The sequence below is a fragment of the Kitasatospora sp. NPDC004669 genome, from assembly GCF_040609455.1.
In the GTDB taxonomy this organism is placed as follows: domain Bacteria; phylum Actinomycetota; class Actinomycetes; order Streptomycetales; family Streptomycetaceae; genus Kitasatospora.
Window position 1 is genome coordinate 23127 of the sequence record NZ_JBEXKB010000008.1, and the last position, 21290, is coordinate 44416.

The 21290-nt window shown below is 73.9% G+C and carries 17 protein-coding genes; 11 read left to right on the forward strand and 6 right to left on the reverse strand.

The features are described 5' to 3' along the window. Positions 1-447 precede the first annotated feature (447 nt). The 3 genes from ABZW30_RS09105 to ABZW30_RS09115 form a co-directional block, all read right to left on the reverse strand. Positions 448-2361: a serine/threonine-protein kinase gene (locus ABZW30_RS09105; RefSeq protein ID WP_355670387.1), complete on the reverse strand. Its 1914-nt coding sequence runs from the start codon at positions 2359-2361 to the stop codon at positions 448-450. Between the two features lie 113 nt (positions 2362-2474). After that, the gene (locus ABZW30_RS09110; protein WP_355670388.1) at positions 2475-3398 is read right to left on the reverse strand and encodes an alpha/beta hydrolase; all 924 of its coding nucleotides are present in this window, start codon (positions 3396-3398) and stop codon (positions 2475-2477) included. Between the two features lie 181 nt (positions 3399-3579). Continuing rightward, on the reverse strand, positions 3580-4338 hold the full coding sequence (locus tag ABZW30_RS09115; protein WP_355670389.1) for a dienelactone hydrolase family protein: 759 nt from the start codon (positions 4336-4338) through the stop codon (positions 3580-3582). A gap of 105 nt (positions 4339-4443) precedes the next feature. On the opposite strand from ABZW30_RS09115, the gene ABZW30_RS09120 reads away from it, so the two are divergent. Further along, positions 4444-4815, forward strand: coding sequence for a DUF6191 domain-containing protein (locus ABZW30_RS09120; protein ID WP_355670390.1), 372 nt, complete (start codon positions 4444-4446; stop codon positions 4813-4815). A gap of 21 nt (positions 4816-4836) precedes the next feature. Here the strand turns inward: ABZW30_RS09120 and ABZW30_RS09125 are convergent, their stop codons facing one another. Next, the gene (locus ABZW30_RS09125; RefSeq protein ID WP_355670391.1) at positions 4837-5718 is read right to left on the reverse strand and encodes a (2Fe-2S)-binding protein; all 882 of its coding nucleotides are present in this window, start codon (positions 5716-5718) and stop codon (positions 4837-4839) included. A 230-nt stretch (positions 5719-5948) separates the two neighbouring features. On the opposite strand from ABZW30_RS09125, the gene ABZW30_RS09130 reads away from it, so the two are divergent. From ABZW30_RS09130 to ABZW30_RS09175, 10 genes are all read left to right on the forward strand, one after another. Then, positions 5949-6914, forward strand: coding sequence for an iron ABC transporter permease (locus ABZW30_RS09130; RefSeq protein WP_355670539.1), 966 nt, complete (start codon positions 5949-5951; stop codon positions 6912-6914). 94 nt (positions 6915-7008) lie between these two features. After that, on the forward strand, positions 7009-8043 hold the full coding sequence (locus ABZW30_RS09135; protein WP_355670392.1) for an iron ABC transporter permease: 1035 nt from the start codon (positions 7009-7011) through the stop codon (positions 8041-8043). Beyond that, positions 8043-8924, forward strand: a complete 882-nt coding sequence (locus tag ABZW30_RS09140; RefSeq protein ID WP_355670393.1) for an ABC transporter ATP-binding protein — start codon at positions 8043-8045, stop codon at positions 8922-8924. The genes ABZW30_RS09135 and ABZW30_RS09140 overlap by 1 nt, the downstream gene beginning before the upstream one ends. Before the next feature lie 36 nt (positions 8925-8960). Continuing rightward, positions 8961-9953 (forward strand): iron-siderophore ABC transporter substrate-binding protein, encoded by a 993-nt coding sequence (locus ABZW30_RS09145; protein ID WP_355670394.1) that lies wholly within the window; start codon positions 8961-8963, stop codon positions 9951-9953. A 101-nt stretch (positions 9954-10054) separates the two neighbouring features. Next, complete coding sequence (locus ABZW30_RS09150; protein WP_355670540.1) at positions 10055-11254, forward strand: ATP-grasp domain-containing protein; 1200 nt, start codon at positions 10055-10057, stop codon at positions 11252-11254. Continuing rightward, complete coding sequence (locus ABZW30_RS09155; RefSeq protein WP_355670395.1) at positions 11251-12975, forward strand: IucA/IucC family protein; 1725 nt, start codon at positions 11251-11253, stop codon at positions 12973-12975. Before ABZW30_RS09150 ends, ABZW30_RS09155 begins: the two co-directional genes overlap by 4 nt. Further along, positions 12972-14156: an MFS transporter gene (locus ABZW30_RS09160; RefSeq protein ID WP_355670396.1), complete on the forward strand. Its 1185-nt coding sequence runs from the start codon at positions 12972-12974 to the stop codon at positions 14154-14156. The genes ABZW30_RS09155 and ABZW30_RS09160 overlap by 4 nt, the downstream gene beginning before the upstream one ends. After that, entirely contained in the window at positions 14153-15922 is a 1770-nt protein-coding gene (locus ABZW30_RS09165) for an IucA/IucC family protein (RefSeq protein ID WP_355670397.1), read from the forward strand. The genes ABZW30_RS09160 and ABZW30_RS09165 overlap by 4 nt, the downstream gene beginning before the upstream one ends. Next, positions 15919-17121: a type III PLP-dependent enzyme gene (locus ABZW30_RS09170; protein ID WP_355670398.1), complete on the forward strand. Its 1203-nt coding sequence runs from the start codon at positions 15919-15921 to the stop codon at positions 17119-17121. Before ABZW30_RS09165 ends, ABZW30_RS09170 begins: the two co-directional genes overlap by 4 nt. Positions 17122-17343: 222 nt before the next feature. Further along, positions 17344-18141: an inositol monophosphatase gene (locus ABZW30_RS09175; RefSeq protein WP_355670541.1), complete on the forward strand. Its 798-nt coding sequence runs from the start codon at positions 17344-17346 to the stop codon at positions 18139-18141. Between the two features lie 124 nt (positions 18142-18265). On the opposite strand, the gene ABZW30_RS09180 is transcribed toward ABZW30_RS09175, so the two are convergent. After that, a complete protein-coding gene (locus ABZW30_RS09180) occupies positions 18266-19780 on the reverse strand; it encodes a pyridoxal-dependent decarboxylase (protein WP_355670399.1) in 1515 nt (504 codons plus the stop codon). Continuing rightward, positions 19777-21102 carry a diaminobutyrate--2-oxoglutarate transaminase gene (locus ABZW30_RS09185; RefSeq protein WP_355670542.1) on the reverse strand — a complete coding sequence of 442 codons (1326 nt, stop codon included), beginning with the start codon at positions 21100-21102 and terminating at the stop codon, positions 19777-19779. Before ABZW30_RS09185 ends, ABZW30_RS09180 begins: the two co-directional genes overlap by 4 nt. Between the last annotated feature and the right edge of the window lie 188 nt (positions 21103-21290).

A 21290-nucleotide genomic window follows, 5' to 3' on the forward strand; every position in this document is an offset into this window, starting at 1 on the left:
GGGTCGGCACCTGTGGGGCGGGACGGGCGCTGACGTGCTGAAACCCCGTGCGGTCGAGCGGCTCGCCACCAAGGGGTGGGGGTGGGGGCTACCGCTGGGGGATGACCAGAAGCATGACAATCCAATAGGTGAAATGACAGGTCTACCTCAGTTATTGGCCAGGTCCCGCCAGTTGGTAAAGCAGGTCAAGCGGCAGTCAAATCGGGGCAATTCACCTCGCCGAACGGCGGGTTCGGACCCGCACAACGGCCAACCGCCTGCGCCGACACCTGAATGGCCATCAGCCCTCGGCAAAGCGATCAGTTCCGATCATCAATCGATCGGCTTTTACAAGTGTGTAGAGGTTTCCATACACACCCTTGACATGTGGATGGCGAGGTCCCGCCACCGGTCCCCCTTGCCCTGCCGAGCGGGCGTCTGCTAAATACGCCCGCCTCCGGTCCGCCGTCACTGGAACCGCCACTCCTGCGCCGAGTTACCGGGAGTGCAGGTGACCATGGTGATCTCGTTGCCGGGGCCGTTGTCGGTCATGCAGGACTGGTTCTGGTAGTCGCCCAGGGTGTACGAACCCGCAGTGCTGCCGCTGCGGACCGTCCACCGGGTGAGGAAGCTGTACCCGTTGTTCAGCACGACCTTGCCGTCCATGGTCTGGACGAGCATCGGGCCGCCGTTGTTGCACGCGTTGATCAGGGTCCAGTTGCCCGGGTCGATGGAGCGCACCCAGCCGTACTGCGCGGCGCCGCCGAGCACCATCGGGTTGTCGCCGCTCAGGTTGTCGTTGCGCATCCCGATCGGACGGCCGTCCTTGACGCTGACGATGGTGCTCCAGTTGCCACCGCCGCAGGACGCGGGCCGGGAGGGGGTCTGCGGGGCGGGCGGGTTGCCGCCGGTGGTGGTCTGGCTCGGCTGCTGCGGCTTGGGGTCCGGCGGGGCGACCGGTCCTCCCCCGCCACCGCCGCCGGTGGGCTGGCCGGCCTGACCGCCGCCGGATCCACCGGACGCCGTACCGCCACCGCCGGAGCCGGAGTTGGCGCCCCCGCCTCCGCTGGTCCGGCCCGGCTGGGCGCCGCCGCCTCCGCCGCCCACCGCGCCGCCGTTCCCGCCCTGGCCCGGGACCTGGACGGGCACCTGCTGCTGGTTCGGCTGTCCGCCGGGCGGCGGCTGGTCGGCGGCCGGGGTGGCCGACGGGGTGTCGGTCGGCTGTGGGGTGGCGGGCGCGGTCGTGGTGGCCGCGGGAGTGGTGGCGGTCTGGGCCGCCGGAACGGTCACCACCACGGTCGGCTGGGCGGCGGGCGGCACGGCCGCAACGGAGTTGCCGGGACTGCGGTCGATCAGCAGGGCGGTCGCCGTGCCCATCGAGATGACGATCGGGATGACGACCGGTACCAGCAGGGTGCGCCGCGAGCGGCGCTTGCCCGGCTCGGTGTCCGCCTGCGGGTCCACCTTCACCACCGGGTCCGCACCGCCCGTGCCGGCCCCCGCCGCCCGCAGGTCGATCGTCCCGCTGTCCGCCGGCTTCCACGGCGCCGCGGGCGCGCCGATCGCCGCCCGGGCCGCCGCCGCCATCTCGGCGGCGCTCTCGTACCGGTCGTCGGGGTTCTTGGCCAGCGCCCTGGCGACCAGCTCCCGCACCGCCGCCGGGAAGGTCTCCGGCAGCTCCGGCACCGGCTGGTTGACGTGCTTGAGCGCGACCTGTAGCGGCCCCTCGCCCAGGTACGGCACCTGACCGACCAGCAGCTCGTAGCAGACCACGCCGATCGAGTAGAGGTCCGAGGCGGGCCCGGTGCTCGCGGACGCGGCCTGCTCGGGGGACATGTACGCCGCCGTGCCGATGATCGCGTACGGGGCGGTGAGCTTGGTGCTGGCGATCGCCCGGGCGATGCCGAAGTCGGTGATCACCACCCGGTCCTCGGGGCCCACCATCAGGTTGGACGGCTTGATGTCCCGGTGCACGATCCCCCGCCGGTGCGCGGCGTGCAGCGCGTCCAGGGCGTCGGCGAGCATGCCGAGGGCGCGCTCGGCGCTCATCGGACCGCTCTCCTTGAGCACCTGGTTCAGCGGACGGCCCTCGATCAGGTCCATCACGATGTAGGCGCAGCGCTCGTCGCCGTCCCCGCCGCTCTCCCCGTAGTCGTGGACGTCCACGATGCCGGGATGGTCGATCGCGGCCACCAGTTGGGCCTCCCGGCGGAAGCGCTGGACGGCGGTGCCGTCCTCGAACAGGTCCGCGCGCAGGATCTTGATCGCGACCTGCCGGGCCAGTACCTCGTCGTCGGCCCGCCAGACCGCGCCCATGCCCCCGCCGCCGACCCTCTCGACCAGCGTGTACCGCCCGCCGAGCACGGTGCCCGTGCTACTCATCGACCTGTCCCCCCAGGTGTCATGACCCGCCCCGGCGGGTCGTCGGCACACAGTGTGCCAGAGCGTGCCGCGACCCCAGCAGGCGCTGTTCGGACGGACATTGGGAGGATTCGTCAGGCGTTCCGGATGTTTCGGGCATGCTCGGACACCTCCAGGACGGCCGTGATGACGGCGCGCGGCTTGTCGGCGTGGACGGCGTGTCCGGCACCGTTCACCACGATGTGGCCGCCTCGGGCGGCGTTGGCCGCGATCCGGGACTGCAGGGCCGTCCAGCGGGCGCGCATGGCGCGGGGCAGTCCCTCGGTCGCGCTCAGCACGGCCACCGGCACCTCGGGCAGCCGCCCGGCGGCGCGTCGGCGGCGCAGCTCGGGGACGCCGAGGCCGGTCATCCGGTTCTCGCTGAGGACGGTCCGCCGCTGGTGCGGATGGGCGACGACGGCCGCCTCGGCCCGGGCGAGCGCGTCGCCCGCGCCCGGCCCCGCCGTCGGTACCAGCACCGTCCGGAGCAGCCAGAGCCGGATCAGCACCGCCTCGGCGGCGCCGATGGCCGGCGGCCGGAACTCCTCGTGGGCCGGGTCCACCAGCACCAGGCCGGCCACCAGCTCCGGCCGTTGCCAGGCGAGGAGTTGGGCCAGCTGGCCGCCCCAGCTGTGCCCGACCAGGATGGCCGGTCCGGCGTCCAGGTGTCGCAGCAGGGCGGCCAGGTCCCCGGTCTGCGCCTCCAGGGTCAGGCCGAGGGCGCGGTCGGGCTCGCTGGCGCCGAGCCCGGCCCGGTCGTACGCCACGACCCGGCCGTGTTCGGCGAGTTCGGGCAGCACCGGCGCCCAGGTGAGCGAGGAAGTGCCGCTGCCGGCGATCAGCACCACCGGCGCACCGGTGCCCGAGCCGGCCTCCACCCAGCGCAACGCCCGTCCGTCGCGGTCGAGTTCACCCGACCGCACCTCGGCCGGGGCGCGCTCGGCGAGGACCTTGACGATGGCTTCCTGGACGCCCTTCAGGCCCCCCGGCCCGACTCGCGTTTCCCACCCGGTCTGCACGTTCGGTTCCCCCCTGGATCCGTCAGCGTGGGTTCCTGCCCCTGCGCGGCAGGAACCCGACGCTGACTGCCCAGGGGCACCGGCGCCCAAACACCGTCCGGCCGTCCGGCGAACCGAGAACCAACAAACGGGGCGGAGCGTGCCCCGGTGTCGCCGGCAGGCGGGAGTTCGAAGACAGGCCCTACGCGGGCAGGGTGCGCTTCAACAGGGAGAGCAGCGCCTCCCAGTGCCGGGCGTCGGCGGCCGCGTCGTAGCGGGTGGTATCGGCCTGGGTGTAGCCGTGCGGGGCGCCCGAGTAGACCTCCGCCCGGTAGCGCACCCCGGCTGCGGTCAGGGCCTTGTCGAGCCGGGCGATCTGCTCGGGCGGCAGCGACTCGTCCTGGTCGGCGTGGCCGAAGTACAGCTCGGCGGTGATCCGGTGGACGCCCAGGTGGGGGCTGTCCGGGCGGCCGGTGGCGAGGTTGCCGCCGTGGAAGCCCGCGACGACGGCGATCCGGTCCGGATGGCTGGCGGCCGTGCGCAGCGCGAGGACGGCGCCCCGGCAGTAGCCGGTGAGCCCGATCGGGCCGTCCTGGACCAGCGGGGACTCGGCGAACCACCGCAGGAAGGCGTCCGCGTCGCCGGCGGTGGCCTCCGGGGTGAGGGTGGCGAGCAACGGGACGATCTGGTCGAAGATCTCGTCGCACTGCTCGATGTCGATCAGCTCGGGCAGCTCGACCAGCGGCGCGCGGCCGTTGCGGTAGAAGGCGTTGGGGACGAGGACGGTGTACCCGGCTGCGGCGATCCGGTCGGCCATGGCCTTGAGGTGGGGCCGGAGCCCGAAGGCGTCCATGTAGAACAGGACACCGGGGTGGGGCTCGCCGTCGTCGGGGTGGGTGAGATAGGCGTCGGCGGTGCCGTCCGCCGTCGGAATGTCCACGAGGGTTCCGCACACGGTCACGGTAGGGCTCTCCTTACGGTTCGTGGACAGCGTATCCGGTGGGCCCGGGGAGGTCGGCGGCGCCCGCCCGGGAACGCCGTTGCGGTGGCGAGGCGTTGAGCGGACATGGGGTGGATCGTGGGCGTAGGGTGCGCGGTGGCCGTGACGGTCGGGCTGGTGGTGCTGGCGGCCTGCCAGGTGTGGGGCGAGTCCTCACCGCGCCGCCGGCCGCGCGAGCCCGGGGTGGGGGTGGGCGGCGGCGGTGGCCTGGACGAGCTGCACGCGCTGTTCAGCCCGGGCAAGCGGGTGCAGATCGAGCAGCGGCGGGAGCAGCTGGCGCACCGGGACGACGCGGAGGCCGGGGCGCCTCCGCACTTCGGGGTGGACCTGGACCGGGGCGTGGCGGTGCTGCGCCGGCCCGAAGGGGACGGGGACCGGACCGAGGGGGACGGGGACCGGACCGAGGGGGACGGGGGCGGGAACGGCGGCGGGCGGTAGGGCGGCCTCGTGGACGGACCGTCAGAGTCGGCGCAGCCGCTCCTCGTCGCTGGTGCGCGGGCACGTCAGGCAGGCGACGGCCTCCGGCTTGACCGCGTAGTAGAGGCAGCAGCCGAGCCTGGTGCGGGTGTGGTGTTCACGGCCGTCGGAGGTGCGCAGCCGGCGGAAGTCGGCGGCGCCGGGCAGCGGCAGGGTGCCGCCGGGCAGTAGGGCGTCGGCGGCGGCGACGGCGTCCTCCTCCGCGACGGCGAGGGCGGCGTCCTGTGCGCCGAGCATCCGGCCGAGGTACCAGACGGCCGAGGCGAGGTCGTCGGTGACCATGCCCCAGAGGGCGCGGTCGCGGCGCCGGGTCGGTCCGGCGAAGGCGGCGAGCACCGGTTCGAGGTGGGCGACCACGGCGGCCCGCAGTTCGGCGCGCAGTTCGTCATCGCCCGGGAGGTGACCGGGGAGACCGCCGGTGAGGGCCCCGGCGGGAGCGCCGGCGAGGGCGACGTGTCCGCCCGGGCGCAGCGCGAGCCGGCCGGTGGGGGCGTGCAGCCAGAGGTCGGCGGGGTCGACGGCGGGGACCCGTCGGGCGAGGTGCCAGGGGCCGGCGATGAGCAGGCAGGCCGACCAGACGTAGTGGTGGAGTAGCCGGGAGGCGGTGACGTGCGGGCGGGGCGCGCGGCCGTGCTCGGCGGCGATGCGCTCCTCGGCTCCGCCCAGGACGGCGGCCAGCGCCCGTTCGTCGGTGGCGAGTTGGGCGCCGGAGTACCAGCCGTCGGCGGCCGAGGGGTCGGGCTCGACGGGGCCGAGCAGGCGCAGTTCCAGCACCGGGCAGAGCTCGCGCAGCCGCTCGTAGGCGCCGACCAGGGCGGACGGTCGCACCTGGGGGCGTACGGGCAGGGGTGTTCCGGGGACCATGGGCACTCCCGTGATCGATTCCGAATGATCGATTAAGGTGAGCCTCACCTTACAATGCCTCAACGGGCCACCCGACCACCTCGCGCCACGGTCGAGCGGACCACCCGGGCCGCCGGTCGATCTTGACGAACTTAGGCAAACCTAACCTAAGATGTCGACTCGTGTTGAGAACCGACCCGCCCGCCACCACAGCCCCGGCGACGCCTCGTTCCTCGGCGGTACAGCGGCCGTTGCTGCTGGTCGCCGGCGTGTGCGCGCTCGTGCTGTGTGCGTCCCTGAGCCTCGCACTGGGCTCCCGATCCATCCCGCTGTCGACCGTGATCGACGCCCTCACCGGCGCCGCCCACGGCGGTGACGCCGATGTGGTGACGGGCCTTCGCGTCCCGCGCACGCTCATCGGACTGGCCGTCGGAGCCGCGCTCGGCGTCGCCGGGGCGGTCGCCCAGGGCGTCACCCGCAACCCGCTGGCCTCGCCGATCACCCTCGGCATCAACGCCGGCGCGAGCCTCGCCGTGGTCGCCGCGATCTACGCCCTGGACCTCTCCCGCCCGGTCGAGTACGTCTGGTTCGCCTTCGCCGGAGCGGCCGTCGCCGCCGTCGCCGCGTACGCGATGTCCCGGCGCGGCGGGGACCTCGACCCGGTCCGGCTCGCGCTCGGCGGCACCGTGCTCACCGTGGTGCTCACCTCCTGGACCTCCGCGCTGATGCTGGCCAGTCACCGCACCCTGGACGAAGCCCGGTTCTGGCTGGCCGGCTCGATCGCCGGGCGGCACCTGGACACCCTCACCCCCGTGCTGCCGTTCCTGGCGCTCGGCCTGCTCGGCGCCTTCGCCGTCTCGCCCGCGCTCAACGCACTCGCCCTGGGTGACGAGACCGCGCAGTCGCTGGGCGTGCCGGTGGCCCGGATCCGGGTGGTCGGCGGACTGGCCGTCGTACTGCTCGCGGGAAGCGCGGTCGCCGTCGCCGGACCGGTGGCGTTCATCGGACTGGCCGCACCGCACCTGGTCCGCCCGCTGCTCGGCAACGACCACCGCTGGCTGCTGCCCGGCTGCCTGATCGCCGGTCCGCTGCTGCTGCTCACCGCCGATGTGCTCGGCCGGCTCGTCGTGCGCCCCTCGGAGATCGAGGTCGGCATCGTGACCGCCTTCCTCGGCGCCCCGCTGCTCGCGGTGCTGGCCCGGAAGGTGACCAAGTGAGCGAGCGAGGTGGGCGCATGAGCGAGCGAAGCGAGCGAGCCATCGAGAGGTGCGCGTTGCGCGAAGCCTCTGCCGAGCGAAGCGAGGTGGGCGCATGACCGCGCTCGCCGTCCCGTTGGGCGCCATCGCCCGCCGCCGGGCCCGTACCGCCGCCTGGTCGCTGGTGGCCCTCGCCCTGCTGGTGCTGCTGACCGGCATCGCGCTCGGCACCGGCCAGGTGAGCATCTCCTCCTGGGACGCGCTGCGTGCCCTGGTCGGGCAGGGCGAACCCGGGAACGTCCTGGTGGTGCAGCAGTTCCGTGCGCCACGCGTGGTGTCCGCCCTGATCGCGGGCGCCGGGCTGGCGATGGCCGGCTCCATGCTCCAGCGGCTGTTCCGCAACCCACTGGCCGCGCCCGACACCATCGGCATCACCGGCGGCGCCTCCTTCGGCGCCGTGCTGATGCTCGCCACCGGCGCCTCCCAGCAGCTGATCCCGGTGGCCGCGGTCGGCGGCGGGCTGCTGGCGGCGCTGCTGCTCGGCGGCTTCGCCTGGCGCTCGAAGATGGCCGTCACCCGACTGGCACTGGTCGGCCTGGCGGTCCAGCAGGGCTTGGCCGCCGCCGTGAACCTGATGATCGTGCGGTTCCCGGCCGAGCTGGCCTCCTCCGCGATGCAGTGGACCACCGGCTCGCTGTACGGACGCAACTGGACCGAGGTGTGGATCGGCGGCACTGCCATCGCGCTGACCGCCGGGGCCGTGCTGCTCTGCCAGCGGCGGGTCGCCGTCCTCGACCTCGGCGACGACTCGGCCGGCGGGCTCGGCCTCAACCCCGCCCGGGACCGGCTCTGGCTGCTGCTGCTCACCATCACGCTCGCCTCGCTGGCCGCCGCCCTCACCGGGCCGGTCGCCTTCGTCGCGCTCGCCGTCCCGCACCTGGTCCGACTGCTCGCCGGACCGCCCACCCTCGGCACGCTCGGCCTCACTGCGCTCACCGGCGCCGTGCTGCTGCTCTCGGCCGACCTCCTGGTGCTGCACGTGATCCCCGTCCACGGCCTGCCGGTCGGTGCCGTCACCGCCACCCTCGGCGCGCCCTGGCTCCTGGTGCTGATGATCCGCCAGAGCCGGCTTCCCCAGAGGAGCAGCTGATGACCAGCTCGGCCACCAACCAGGTCGCCCCCGATCAAGCCGCCACCGATCAGGTCGGCGCCAACCGGCTCGCCGCCCACGGCCTCGGACTGCGCTACGGCGACCGGACCATCGTCGACGGGCTCGACCTCGAACTGCCCGGCGGCGCCGTCACCGCGATCGTCGGACCGAACGCCTGCGGCAAGTCCACCCTGCTGCGCGGACTGATCCGGCTGCTCGACCCGGCCACCGGCACCGTCACCCTGGACGGCGCCGACATCCATCGGATGCCAGCGCGGACGCTCGCCAAGCGGATGGGCCTGCTGCCCCAGCAGCCGGTCACGCCCGAGGCGGTCACCGTCGAGGCGCTGGTGCGGCTGGGGCGCTACCCGCACCAGCGGATGCTCAGCCCGTGGTCCAAGGCCGACCAGGCGGCGGTCGAAGAGGCGTTGGAGCGCACCGGCACCGCCGAGCTGCGCGACCGGCAGGTCGACCGGCTCTCCGGCGGGCAGCGCCAGCGAGTGTGGATCGCGCTGGCGCTCGCCCAGGAGACCGACCTGCTGCTGCTCGACGAGCCGACCACCTTCCTCGACCTGCGGCACCAGCTCGACGTGCTCGACCTGGTCGCCGACCTGCACGCCGAGGCCGGGCGCACCGTGGTCATGGTGCTGCACGACCTCGGGCAGGCCGCCCGGTACGCCGACCATCTGGTGGTGCTCAAGGACGGACGGCTCGCTGCGGCCGGTCCGCCCGCCGAGGTGCTGACGGCCGAGCTGGTGGAGTCCGTGTTCGGCGTGCCGTGCCGGGTGGTGCCCGACCCGGAGACCGGAACCCCGCTGGTCGTGCCCAGGGCGCGCAGCCGGGCCGCCACCGCCACCGCCACCGCCACCGCCACCGCCTGAACTCCCCCCGTGTTCGACCCGACCCAAGGAACCCCCATGAACCGCCGACTTCCCGTCGCCGTCCTCGCCGTCACGCTCTCCGCCACGCTCCTCGCCGCCTGCGGCAGCAACGGGGACGCCGCCAAGTCCGGCGACTCCGTGTCCGCCGCCTCGGCCGGCACCGCCGCCGGGTTCCCGCGCAGCGTCAAGCACGCCGCCGGGACCGCCGAGATCAAGTCCCAGCCCAAGCGCGTGGTGGTGCTGGACAGCGGCGAGCTGGACGACGTCACGCTGCTCGGCATCACGCCGGTCGGCGCGGTGTCCCCGCACATGAAGACCGAGGGCGGGTTCCCCAACTACCTCAAGGACAAGATCAAGGACACCAAGGACGTCGGCCCGATGAACGAGCCGAACCTCGAACTGATCGCCTCCCTCAAGCCCGATCTGATCCTGTCCTCCAAGGTCCGCCACGCCAAGGTGTACGACCAGCTGAACGCGATCGCGCCGACCGTGTTGGCCGAGACCACCGGGTTCCCGTGGAAGGAGAACCTGGCGCTGTACGCCCAGGCGCTCGGCAAGGAGGACGAGGCGAAGAAGGCGCTGGCCGACTACGAGGAGCGGGCGCACAAGCTGGGCGAGGCGATCAAGGCGAAGTACAACGGGGCGATGCCGACCGCCTCGGTGGTGCGCTTCGTGGCCGGCCCGACCCGCCTGTACGCCAAGGCCTCCTACAGCGGTGTGGTGCTCAAGGACGTGGGCCTGGCCCGTCCGGCCTCTCAGGACGTGGACAAGAACATCATCGAGGTCAGCGCCGAGCAGATCAGCCAGGCCGACGCCGACCTGGTGTTCGTCACCACCGCCGACGACCCCACCAAGACCAAGGAGAGCGAGGTCCAGCAGACCCCGGTCTGGCAGGGCCTGAACGCCGTCAAGAACAGCAAGGTGTTCAACGTTCCGGACGAGACCTGGATGTCCGGCATCGGCGTCCAGGCCGCGGACGCGATGCTCGTCGACATCGCCAAGGCGGCGGGCGTGGACGCGCCCAAGTAACCGATGACAGATGACGGCGAACAGATGACAGCTTTCGAAATCTGTCATCTGTGATCTGTTCGCCGCCCTTCGCCCGTCACCTCGCCCCCAAGGACACCCCCATGCGGCTCTACCTGCTCGCCCTCAACCCCACCGACTCGGTCACCCGCGGCTTCCTGCCCGCCGCCGCCCGGCTCGGTCTCGACGTCACCGTCCTTACCGACCACGTCGAGGACCACCAACGCGCCTACGCCGACGCCGAGTTCACGTACGAGTTGGTGGAGTGCGACGTCCAGGACTTCCGCGAGGTGATCGGGGCGATATCCCAACACCACGCGCCCGACGCGGTGTTCAGCAACAGCGACCACCTGCAGACCCAGACCGCCCTGGTCGCCGACTACTTCGGCCTGCCCGCCAAGGACTGGAAGGCCGCGCTGCGGGCCAAGAACAAGGGCGAGCTGCGCCGCCACCTCGCCGAGACCGGCCTGGACCGGGTCTGGTCCGCCGAGCTGGCGCCCGGGCAGGACCCGGCCGACCTCACCCCGCCCTTCCCGTGCATCCTCAAGCCCCGCGAGGGTGTCGCCAGCGAGGACGTCACGCTGGTCGCCGACGCCGACGAACTCGCCCTGCGCGTCAAGGAGATCCAGCAGCGCCGCACCGGCGCCACGCTGGTGGTCGAGGAATTCCTGGCCGGCGCGCTGTGCACCCTGGAGACCCTCGGCGACGGCCGCGTCCGGCACGTCCTCGGCGGCTTCCGCACCCGGCTCTCCCCGCCGCCGGACTTCATCGAGGAGGTGCTGACCTTCACCCCGGCGCACCCCGAGCCGGTGATCGACCAGGTGCTCGCCCAGCTCGACGCGCTCGGCGTCGGACTCGGCGCCTGCCACACCGAGTTCGTCCTCCAGCCGGACGGCCGCGCCCGCATCATCGAGGTCAACTACCGCGCCATCGGCGACCAGTGCGACCTGATGCTCGCCGAGATCCTCGGCATCCCCTACTTCGAGCTGGTGCTGCGCACCCACCTCGGCGAGACGCTGCCCGTCGACCTCGGCGCACGCACCGACCGGCACGCCCGCCACGAGCGCGTCTGCGCGGACCGGGCCGGCACCCTGACCGCCGCGCCCGAGCCGCTGTTCGAACGGCGGGCCGACGGGGTCACGCTCTCCTACCGCCCGGTGCGCGAACTCGGCGCCAGGCACGAGCTCTACCGCACCAACCGGGACTACCTGGGCGTCGTCTGGGCGGTCGGCCCGGACCAGGGCGCGGTGGACACGGCCGTGGCGGAGTTCATCGCCGCCAACCGCTGGGAGATCGCCTCATGACGCCGACCGGCAGCACGCCCGCCGACAGCCCGGTCGTCGACAGCACGCCCGCCGACGCGACTTCGGCCGACCGGCTGACCCTGCGCGTGCTGTCCGCCCTGCTGCGCGAGGACGTACTCGGCCTGCGCGCGGACGGCGTCCTGGAGCAGCGGGCCGACGGCCCCTGGCTGAGCAACGGGACGCTCGCCCTACCGGTCGCCCCCGAGGGCTTCCAGGGCGACCATGCGGCCCGGCTCCCGGAGTTGGAGGCCGACGGCGTCCGGCTCACCGAGCTGCCCGCCATCCTCGCTCACCTGGCCGAGCGCGCCGATCCGCTGGACCGGCCCGGCCACCTGGCCTTCGCCGAGGAGTGCCGCCAGACCCTGGCCACCATGGAGCTGCACGACCGGGTCCGCCCCGAGGTGCACGCGGTGCTCGCCGAGCGCTACGGCAAGGACCTGGCCGACTGGGCCGGCCCGAGCGCCTCGCTCGGCTTCGAGGCCCTCGCCGCCTTCCTCGACCACCCGGTCTACCCGACCGCCCGCGGCCGCTCCGGCCTGACCGAGCAGCAACTTCGATCCTACGCACCGGAGTTCCACCCGAGTTTCGAGCTCCGCTGGCTCGCAGTCCCGGCCGCGCACCTGACCGTCCGCGGCGACGGCCCGCTGCCCGCCTGGTGGCCGACCGCCGAACAGCTCGGCGTCCCGGGCGGGTTCCTCACCGTCCCGGTCCACCCGCTCACCGCGGGCGAGGACTTCGAGCGGATCGCGCCGGGCGCGGTGCTCGCCCCCGAGCCGTACCTCACCGTGCTGCCGACGCTGTCCATGCGCACCGTCGCCGTCGCCCAGGACCCGGCCTGCCACCTCAAACTCCCGCTGGCCACCGCGACCCTGGGGCTGCGCAACCGGCGCACCATCAAGCCGGTCACCCTGGTCAACGGGGCGGTCGGCCAGCGCCTGGTGGAGGCCGTGGTCGCCCGCGAGCCGCGCTTCGCCGGGCGGGTACTACACGTCGACGAGCAGCGCTACGCCCACGCCGACGACGAGCTGCTGGCCGTGCTGCTGCGCCGCTACCCGGACGGCCTCGACGACGCCGTCACCGTTCCGCTGGCCGCCCTGCTCGCCGAGGCACCCGACGGGCGGCTGGTGATCGACCACCTGGCCGACCGCTTCTACGCCGGTTCCGTCCTCGGGCTGTACGAGGAGCTGCTGCGGCTGCTGGTCGACTGGCAGACCACCCTGTTCGGCTACGGCATCGCCCTGGAGTCGCACCAGCAGAACACCTCGCTCGTCCTGGACGGCACCGGTCTGCGGCTGCTCTACAAGGACAACGACGGGCCGAGGATCAACACCGCCCGGATCGGCGAACTCGCCCAGCTGACCGCCGAGTTCCGCGACCCCAGGATCCTCGGCGAGCAGGACCGCGCGCTCACCGACCTGTTCACCACGATCACCGGCCACCTGTGCGCCGCCTCGCTCGCGTTCGGCCTCGCCGCGCACGACCGGGTACCGCCGGAGCGCGGCCTCGGACTACTCCGCGACATCCTCGGCGAGGCCCTCGACCGCCTGGGCCCGGCCGGACAGCCACTGCGCACGGACCTGCTGGAGGCCGAACGGCTGCCCGTCAAGGCCATGGTGAGTGCCGGCACCCTGCTCAACAAGGAGCGCAGCGGCGCCGCCGACATCAACAAGCACTACACCGACGGCCCCAACTACCTGCTACCGAAGGGCGGTTCACGATGACCGTCGAACCGCTGGCGCGGCCGGTCGGGGCGGCCGGACTGGACCGACGGCAGGTGCACGCCATCGCGGGCTGCTACTTCGTCGCCTCCTTCGCCGCCCTGGGCCTGCCGCCCTACCTCACCGAGATCCTCCCGGGCCTCGGCGACCACGACGGCCGCTGGGCCGGTCTGCTCTACATCGCGCCGACCGTCTTCACCGCCCTCGGCGCACCGCTGTGGGGCCGACTGGCCGACCGCTTCGGCCAGAAGCGGCTGCTGCTGCGCGCCCAACTCGGCCTCGCCGTCTCCTTCCTGCTCGCGGGCGCCGCCGACAGCCTGCCCGCGTTCACCATCGCGCTGGTGCTCCAGGGCTTCCTCGGCGGCACCTTCTCCGCCACCAACGGCTACCTCGCCTCGGCGCTGGACGGATCCCGGCTGTCCAAGGCGCTGACCCTGATGCAGGGCAGCGCCCGGGCCTCCCTGGTCGCGGCGCCGATCCTGGTGGGCGCGCTGTCGCCGTGGATCGACCCGCACCGGCAGTACCTGGTGATGGCGCTGCTGCCGCTGACCGCCGCCGTGCTGCTCAGCTTCCTGCCGGAGCCGATCCGCCCGGCCGCGGCGCCGGTCGACGGCGACGCGGCGCAGGCCGACCCGCCGGGCTCACTGAGGCTGCTCTACACCTTCGAGTTCGCCTTCGTCTTCGCCACCATCATCTCCTTCCCCTACCTGATCACCCTGGTGCAGCAGCGGCTGCCGGGCGTCAACGGCACGGTCGCGGGCTTCCTGTTCGCGCTGCCGCACCTGGTCTACCTGATCGCCGCCGGACGGGTGCACGCCGCCGTCGAGGCGCGGCCCCGCACCGGGCTGGCCCTGGGCTTCGCCCTGGTCGCCCTCGGGCTGGCCGGACACGCCCCGGCCGACTCCCTGCTCACCTTCGTCCTCACCCGGACGGTGCTCGGGCTCGGCATGACCTTCGGCCTGGTCTGCCTCGCCGTCCTCGCCGCCGAAGCCGCCCGGGGCCGCGCGCCGGGCCGGATGTTCGGCACCCGCGAGACCGTCTCCAAGTGCGGTGCCGTCGCCGCCGGACTCGCCGCCGCGCTGGCCAACGGCAGCAGCGGACCGGCCGCCCCCGTCGTCACCGGCACCGCCGCCGCACTGGCCGCCGCCCTGCTCGCCCTCCTGACCCGTAGGAGCCCCCGATGACCGCCCGTACGGCCCACCCGCAGTCGACCACCACCGCGACCGACCTCCCCGACGACCTGTCGACCGACCTGCCGACCGCCGACGAGGCGGTGGCCCACACCCTGCTCAACTGCCTGCTGCGCGAGGTCTCCGCGCCCGAGCACCAGACCGCCGCCGACGAGGGCCACCTGCTGCTGCGCATGCCCCGCCGAGGCACCCTGCTGCGGGTCGCCCTGCGCCGCACCTCGCTGCTCGGCGCGCACCGCTTCACCGGACCGGTCTTCGAGGAAACCGCGGCCGGCTGGCGGGAGTTGGGCTGGCGGGAGCTGGCCGAGTACGCCCAGGACGAACTGGAGCTGCGCACCGGCACGGTGAACGAGGAGTTCCTCGACCAGGTGGCGTCCAGCCACCACGGCGTGAGCCAGGGCCTGGAGGAGCGCCCGGCCGCCGGGGACGACCGCTACCTGGAGTCCGAGCAGGCCCTGCTGTTCGGCCACCGCTTCCACCCGGCCCCCAAGTCCCGCTCCGCCGCCCGCGGCGACTGGAGCCGGTACGCGCCCGAGTCCCGCGCGGCCTTCCCGCTGCGCCACCTCGCCGTCCGCGCCGAGTTGCTGGCCGAGGAGTCCCTGGACGGGAGCGCGAGCGCCCTGCTGGACGGCCTCGGCGAGGTCCCGGCCGGCTACCGGCTACTGCCCGCCCACCCCTGGCAGTACCAGCTCATCGGCGACCACCCGCTGGTACGCGAGGCCATCACGCGCGGCGACATCCTCGACCTCGGCCCGCGCGGCGAGCGCTTCACCGCCACCGCCTCAGTGCGCACCCTGCACGGCGCGGACGCCTTCCTCAAGTTCAGCCTCAACGTCCGCATCACCAACTGCCTGCGCAAAAACGCTGCTTACGAGCTGACCGGTGCCGTGCAACTCACCCGGCTGCTGGCCCCCGCGCTGAGCGACCTCGCCCGGCGCTTCCCCGACGCGGCGATGCTGCGCGAGCCGGCCTTCCGCACCCTCGCCCTGCCCGGCGCCGACGGCCACCCCGACCGGGCCCTGTACGAGGGCTTCGGACTGATCCTGCGCGAGGGCTTCGGCGGCTTGCTGCGGCCCGGTGTCACCCCGCTGCTCGCGGCCGCCGTCGCCGACGAGCACCCGACCAGCTCGGCGCACATCTCCCGGCTGCTGGGTGACGGTTCGGACGGTGCTGCGGCCCTCGACTGGTGGCGTGCCTACCTGCGGCTGCTCCTGCCCCCGGTGCTGGCCGCCTACTTCGACCACGGGGTGGTGCTGGAGCCGCACCTGCAGAACGTGCTGATCGGCGTCGACGCCGACGGCCGTCCGGCCCAGGTGCTCTTCCGCGACCTGGAGGGGACGAAGCTGCTCCCCGAGCACAACGCCGACATCCTGGCCGCCCTCCCGCCCGAGGTGGCCGACCCGATGACGTACGACGCCGAGCGTGGCTGGGACCGGGTGGTCTACTGCCTGCTGGTCAACCACGTCGCCGAACTGCTCGCCGTCCTCGCCGACCGGCACCCCGAGCTGGAGGGCGCGCTCTGGCAGGCCGTCCGGGACACCCTGGAGGAGTACGCCGCCGCACACGGCCGACCGCCCCGGCTGCGGGCCCTGCTGGCCGGCGTCCCGCTGCCCGCCAAGGCCAACCTGCTGACCCGCTGGGAGCGCAAGGCCGACCGCGAGGCCGGGTACGTCCGGCTGCCCTCCCCGCTGGCCGGCTCGGTGCTCGCCGAGGCCGCCCGCATGACCGCCCACCTTCCCGCCGGGAGCGCCCTCCGATGAGCAGCACCGTCCACCGTCACGTCGCTTCCCTCGCGGCCGACGAACTGCCCGCCTACGTCTACGACCTGGCCGCGCTGCGCGAGCACGCCGCCGCCGTCCGGGCCGCCCTGCCCGAGCGGGTCGAGCTGTACTACGCCGCCAAGGCCAACCCCGAGGCACCGCTGCTGGCCGCGCTGCGCGACGCCGTCGACGGCTACGAGGTTTCCAGCGGCGGGGAGTTGGCGCATGTGCGGGCCACGGTGCCGGATGCGCCGCTGGCCTTCGGCGGGCCGGGCAAGACCCCGGCCGAGATCGCCGCCGCCGTCGACGCCGGGGTGCACCGCTGGCACGTCGAGAGCGAGCAGGAGCTGCACCGGCTCGGCGCCGTACTCGCCGACCGGCCGGAGGCGGCGGTGGACGTGCTGCTCCGGGTCAACCTGCCGGTGGTCACCGACGCCCTGGACGCGGTGCCGCTCGCGATGGGCGGACGGCCGACGCCGTTCGGGCTCGACCCGGAGCAGGCCGAGGAGTGCGTCCGGCTGCTCACCTGCGGCGGTCCGCTCGGGCGGCAGCTGCGCCTGCGCGGGGTGCACGCCCACCTGGCCAGCGGGCTGGCGGCGGCGGAGCAGCTGTCGGTGGCCGAGCAGATCGTCACCTGGTCCGCCGGACTGGCCGAGCGCAACGGCTTCCCGCTGGCCGAGGTCAACATCGGCGGCGGGATGGCCGTGGACTACGACGACCCGGCGGAACGCTTCGACTGGACGGCCTTCGGCGAGGGCCTGGCCAAGCTGCTCGACGCCCACCCCGGACTGACCCTGCGGATCGAGCCGGGCCGGGCGCTGACCGCCTACTGCGGCTGGTACGCGACCGAGGTGCTGGACGTGAAGCAGAGCCACGGCGAGGACTTCGCCGTGGTCCGCGGCGGCACCCACCACCTGCGCACCCCTGCCACCCGCGGGCACTCCCAGCCCTTCGAGGTGCTCCCGGTCGACGCCTGGCCGCACCCCTGGCCCCGCCCCGCCGTCACCACCGGCCGGGCCACCCTGGCCGGGCAGCTGTGCACCCCGAAGGACGTGCTGGCGCGGGCGACGGGGGGCGCGGACGGCCTGCGGGCGGCGGACCGCGTGCTGTTCGCGATGGCGGGCGCATACGCGTGGAACATCTCGCACCACGAGTTCCTGATGCACCCGCGCCCGGGGTTCCACTACCTGGGGGCGTGAGGGCGAACGGGTGGTGGCCTTCGGCCGACGACCGACGACCGACGACCGACGGCTGACGGCTGACGGCTGACGGAGTTCAGCCGACAGATAACAGATGACGGATGACGGATTTCAACATCTGTTATCCGTCATCTGTCAGCTGTTCTCCGCCCCCGTCCGCCGCAACCCCCTTCGCGCAAGCGTGCGACAGTGGTAGGCAGCGAAGGGAGCGCGAACGTGCTGATGGACAAGGTGGCGGAGATACTCGCCGAGGCATCGGCCGAGGCGGTGGAGCCGCGCTTCCGGGCACTGGCCGCCGGCGAAGTGATGGAGAAGGCGCCCGGCGAGATCGTGACCGTCGCCGACCGCGAGGCCGAGGCCATCATCTCCCGCCGTCTGCGCGAGCTGCTCCCCGTCCCGGTGGTCGGCGAGGAGGCGGTCTCCGCCGACCCGTCGCTCGCCCGGGCCATCCACGACGAGCCCGCTGTCTGGCTGGTCGACCCGGTGGACGGCACCTCCAACTTCGTCGCCGGACGCCCCGACTACGCCGTGATGTGCTCCCTCGTCCGCTCCGGCCGAACCGTCGCCTCGTGGATCTGGCAGCCCACCACCGCCACCGGCTACCGCGCCGAACTGGGCGCCGGCGCCTGGCGCGACGGTGAGCGCCTCACCCGCCCGCCGGCACCGGCCGACCCCGCCAAGCTGACCGGCATCCTGAAGAGCCGTTTCCTCGACCCGGACCGGCGCCGCCGGCTGGAGGCCAACTGCTCGGCCTTCGGCGAGATCTCCCCCGGCCGAAGCGCCGCCGGGATCGAGTACCCGGACGTCGCCGAGGGCCGGTTCGACTTCATCCTCTACTGGCGCACCCTCCCCTGGGACCACGCCCCCGGCTCCCTGCTGCTCAGCGAGGCCGGCGGCGTCGCCGCCCGACTGGACGGTACCTCCTACCGCCCCGAGGCCCCCGGCTGCGAGGACGGCCTCCTGGTCGCCGCCGACCCCCGCACCTGGGAACTCGCCCACGACATCCTGCTCGGCGACTGACCCCCCGCCGCACCCCGCACCCGCCTCCACCCGAAGTTCGAAACCCGAAGTCGAAGCCCGAGGACCGGAACCGGAGGCGGGCCCGGACGGGCCCGGGCTGCCTCAGGCGACCTCGGGCCGAGCCCTACCCCGCCCGCTCCCCCGCGACCTTGCGCCCCGCCCCGACCACCTCCCGCAGCAGCGCGCCCACCTCCCCCACCGTCGTGTGCGGATTGAGCAGCGTCAGCTTCAGCCGGACCCGTCCCGGTCCCTCGCCCGGCAGCTCGGTGCGCCCGACCACCGCCCGCCCGGTGCGCAGCAGCAGTCGTCGCAGCTGCCCGTTCAGCTCGTCGACGGCGGCCTCGTCGGTCAGCCCCGGCGGCCGATAGCGGAACAGCAGAGCCGTGAGCACCGGCTCGGCATGGAGTTCGAGCGAGGGTTCGGCACGGACGGCCGAGGCGGCGGCCAGCGCCAACTCGTGGCAGCCGTCCACCAGTCGCCCGAGCCCGTCCCGGCCGAGGGTGCGCAGGGTGACGGCCAGTTTGAAGGCGTCGGCCCGGCGGGTGGTGCGCAGCGAGCGGCCGAGCAGGCTGGGGTAGCCGGCTTGTTCGTCGTCCACCGGGTTGAGGTACTCGGCGCGCCGGGCGAGCGACACATAGGTCTCCGCCCGCCGGACCAGGAACACCCCGGCTGCGGCCGGCTGCCAGCCGAGCTTGTGCCAGTCGAGGGAGACCGAGTCGGCGCGGGCGATGCCGTCGAGCAGCGGGGCGAGTCGGTCGGAGAGCAGCGCGCCGCCGCCGTACGCGGCGTCGACGTGCAGCCAGGCGCCGTAGCGGCCGGCCAGGTCGGCGGCGGCCTCCAGCGGGTCGATCGCGCCGGTGTCGGTGGTGCCGGCGGTGGCGACGACGGCGATCGGGGTCCGCCCGACCCAGCTGAGCTCGGCCATGGCGCGTTCCAACTCCTCGGGCAGCATTCGGAGTCGGCGATCAACCGGCACGCTGACCACGGCCCGCTCGCCGAGCCCGAGCAGGGCGGCGGAGCGCTGGACGGAGAAGTGCGCGGCCTCGGAGGCGAGGATGCAGGGCCGCACGCCCGCCGGGAGGCCGTCCAACTCCACGATGCCGTCGAGCTTCTGGTCCCGCGCCAGCATCAGCCCCATCAGGTTGGACTCGGTGCCGCCCGAGGTGAGCACGCCCGCCGCGCGCGTCGGGTCGTAGCCGACCAGCGCGGCGAGTTCGGCGAGCAGCGCGGTTTCGAGGGCGGTCGCGGCGGGGGCCTGGTCCCAGGAGTCCTGCGAGGGGTTGAGCGCGCTGACCGCGAGGTCGGCGGCGGCCGCCACGGCGAGCGGCGGGCAGTGCAGGTGGGCGGCGCAGGCCGGGTCGGCCGGGTCGACGGAGCCGTAGGCGAGCAGCTCGGTGAGCCGGGCCAGCGCGCCGCGACCGGCCGCGCCGGCCAGTCCGTCGGCGACCAGGGCGGCGATCTCGGCGGGACTGCCCGCCGGTAGTGGACCGGAGCGCAGCCCGGTGCCGGTGTCGAGCGCGTCGAGGACGGCGGCCAGGAGCGGCCCGAGCACACCAGGGCCACCGGCCCCGCCCGCGAGCGCGTCCAACGGGACGTCGTCACCCGGAAGTTCGGGTACGGCGCCGGACTCGGAGGTCACGCGCCACCCCGGGCGGAAGCAGCGGCTTCGATCGCCTCCGCCAGCCGGTCGAGCACCGCCGCCACCTGCTCGTCGGTGATGGTGAGCGGCGGCAGCAGCCTCAGCACCGCGTCGTGCCGCCCGCCGAGTTCCACGATCAGCCCCCGCGCCAGGCACGCCTCCCGGACCCGGACGGCGAGCGCCGGGTCGGCCGGACGGGCCCCGCAGGCGTCGGCCTCGGCCGTCGGGTCGACCAGTTCGACGCCGAGCATCAGCCCGCGCCCGCGCACATCGCCGATCACCGGCAGTTCGGCGGAGAGCTCCCGCAGTCGGGCGACCATCCGCGCGCCGACCACGGCGGCCCGCTCGGCCAGCCCGCGCGCGGCGACGTACCGCAGGGTGGCGGCCCCGGCGGCCATGGCGAGGGTGTTGCCCCGGAAGGTGCCGGTGTGGGCGCCGGGCCGCCAGCCGTCGTAGTCCTCGCGGTAGACGACGACGGCGAGCGGCAGGCTGCCGCCGATGGCCTTGGAGAGCACCATGGCGTCCGGGACGATGCCGCTGTGCTCGACCGCCCACATCGCGCCGGTGCGTCCGACGCCGGTCTGCACCTCGTCCACGATCAGCGGGATGCCGCGCTCGGCGGTGATCCGCCGCATCTCGCGCAGCCACCCGTCCGGCGCGGGGACGACCCCGCCCTCGCCCTGGACGGCCTCCAGGATCATCGCGGCGGGCGGCACCACCCCGCCCGAGGGGTCGTCCAGCAGCCGTTCCACGTAGGTCGCGGCGAGTTCGGCGCCCGCCTCCCCGCCGACCCCGAACGGGCAGCGGTAGCCGTACGGGTAGGGCAGCCGGACCACCTCGCCGCCGCTCGGCAGCGGCTCCTTGACCGCGACGCTGCCGGTCAGCGCGAGCGCTCCGGCGGTCATGCCGTGGTAGGCGCCGGTGAAGGCGAGCGCGCCTGCACGGCCCGTGGAGGTCTGCATCAGCTTGAGCGCCGCCTCGACGGCGTCCGTCCCGGCCGGTCCGCAGAAGTGCACCCGGGCGCGGTCGGCGAACTCGGCGGGCAGGCTCTCGAACAGCGCACTGGTGAAGTCGTCCTTCTCGGCGGTGGCGAGGTCGAGCAGGTGCAGCGGGGCGCCGCTGTCGAGGGTGCGGCGGATCGCCTCCAGCACCACGGGGTGGTTGTGGCCGAGGGCGAGCGTGCCGGCGCCGGAGAGGCAGTCGAGGTAGCGCCGCCCGTCGGCGCCCTCGACGGTCATGCCGTTGGCCCGGACCGGGACGATCGGGAAGGAGCGGGCGTACGTCCGGGCGGCGGACTCGCGGACGCGCTGGCGGCGCAGGATGGCCTCGCCGACGGGCGGGGCCCCGGTGGCGGTGGCCCCGGAGGCGGCCTGGGCGGGTACGGCGGCGAGCGACAAGGCGAACCCCCAGAAGAAGTTAGGTAAGCCTAACTTTATCGCCCATGACCTGGCGGACTGCCTCAGGGGCACCGAGAACCACCCGAGCGAGTGAACCTCCCCGGTATGACTGG

What these genes read in the sequence shown, in the direction of transcription:
- ABZW30_RS09140 (WP_355670393.1), top strand. Translation starts at nt 8,043, where the DNA reads ATGACCAGCTCGGCCACCAACCAGGTCGCCCCCGATCAAGCCGCCACC.
- ABZW30_RS09145 (WP_355670394.1), top strand. Translation starts at nt 8,961, where the DNA reads ATGAACCGCCGACTTCCCGTCGCCGTCCTCGCCGTCACGCTCTCCGCC.
- ABZW30_RS09170 (WP_355670398.1), top strand. Translation starts at nt 15,919, where the DNA reads ATGAGCAGCACCGTCCACCGTCACGTCGCTTCCCTCGCGGCCGACGAA.
- ABZW30_RS09155 (WP_355670395.1), top strand. Translation starts at nt 11,251, where the DNA reads ATGACGCCGACCGGCAGCACGCCCGCCGACAGCCCGGTCGTCGACAGC.
- ABZW30_RS09125 (WP_355670391.1), bottom strand. Translation starts at nt 5,718, where the DNA reads ATGGTCCCCGGAACACCCCTGCCCGTACGCCCCCAGGTGCGACCGTCC.
- ABZW30_RS09150 (WP_355670540.1), top strand. Translation starts at nt 10,055, where the DNA reads ATGCGGCTCTACCTGCTCGCCCTCAACCCCACCGACTCGGTCACCCGC.
- ABZW30_RS09165 (WP_355670397.1), top strand. Translation starts at nt 14,153, where the DNA reads ATGACCGCCCGTACGGCCCACCCGCAGTCGACCACCACCGCGACCGAC.
- ABZW30_RS09105 (WP_355670387.1), bottom strand. Translation starts at nt 2,361, where the DNA reads ATGAGTAGCACGGGCACCGTGCTCGGCGGGCGGTACACGCTGGTCGAG.
- ABZW30_RS09160 (WP_355670396.1), top strand. Translation starts at nt 12,972, where the DNA reads ATGACCGTCGAACCGCTGGCGCGGCCGGTCGGGGCGGCCGGACTGGAC.
- ABZW30_RS09135 (WP_355670392.1), top strand. Translation starts at nt 7,009, where the DNA reads ATGACCGCGCTCGCCGTCCCGTTGGGCGCCATCGCCCGCCGCCGGGCC.
- ABZW30_RS09120 (WP_355670390.1), top strand. Translation starts at nt 4,444, where the DNA reads ATGGGGTGGATCGTGGGCGTAGGGTGCGCGGTGGCCGTGACGGTCGGG.
- ABZW30_RS09175 (WP_355670541.1), top strand. Translation starts at nt 17,344, where the DNA reads ATGGACAAGGTGGCGGAGATACTCGCCGAGGCATCGGCCGAGGCGGTG.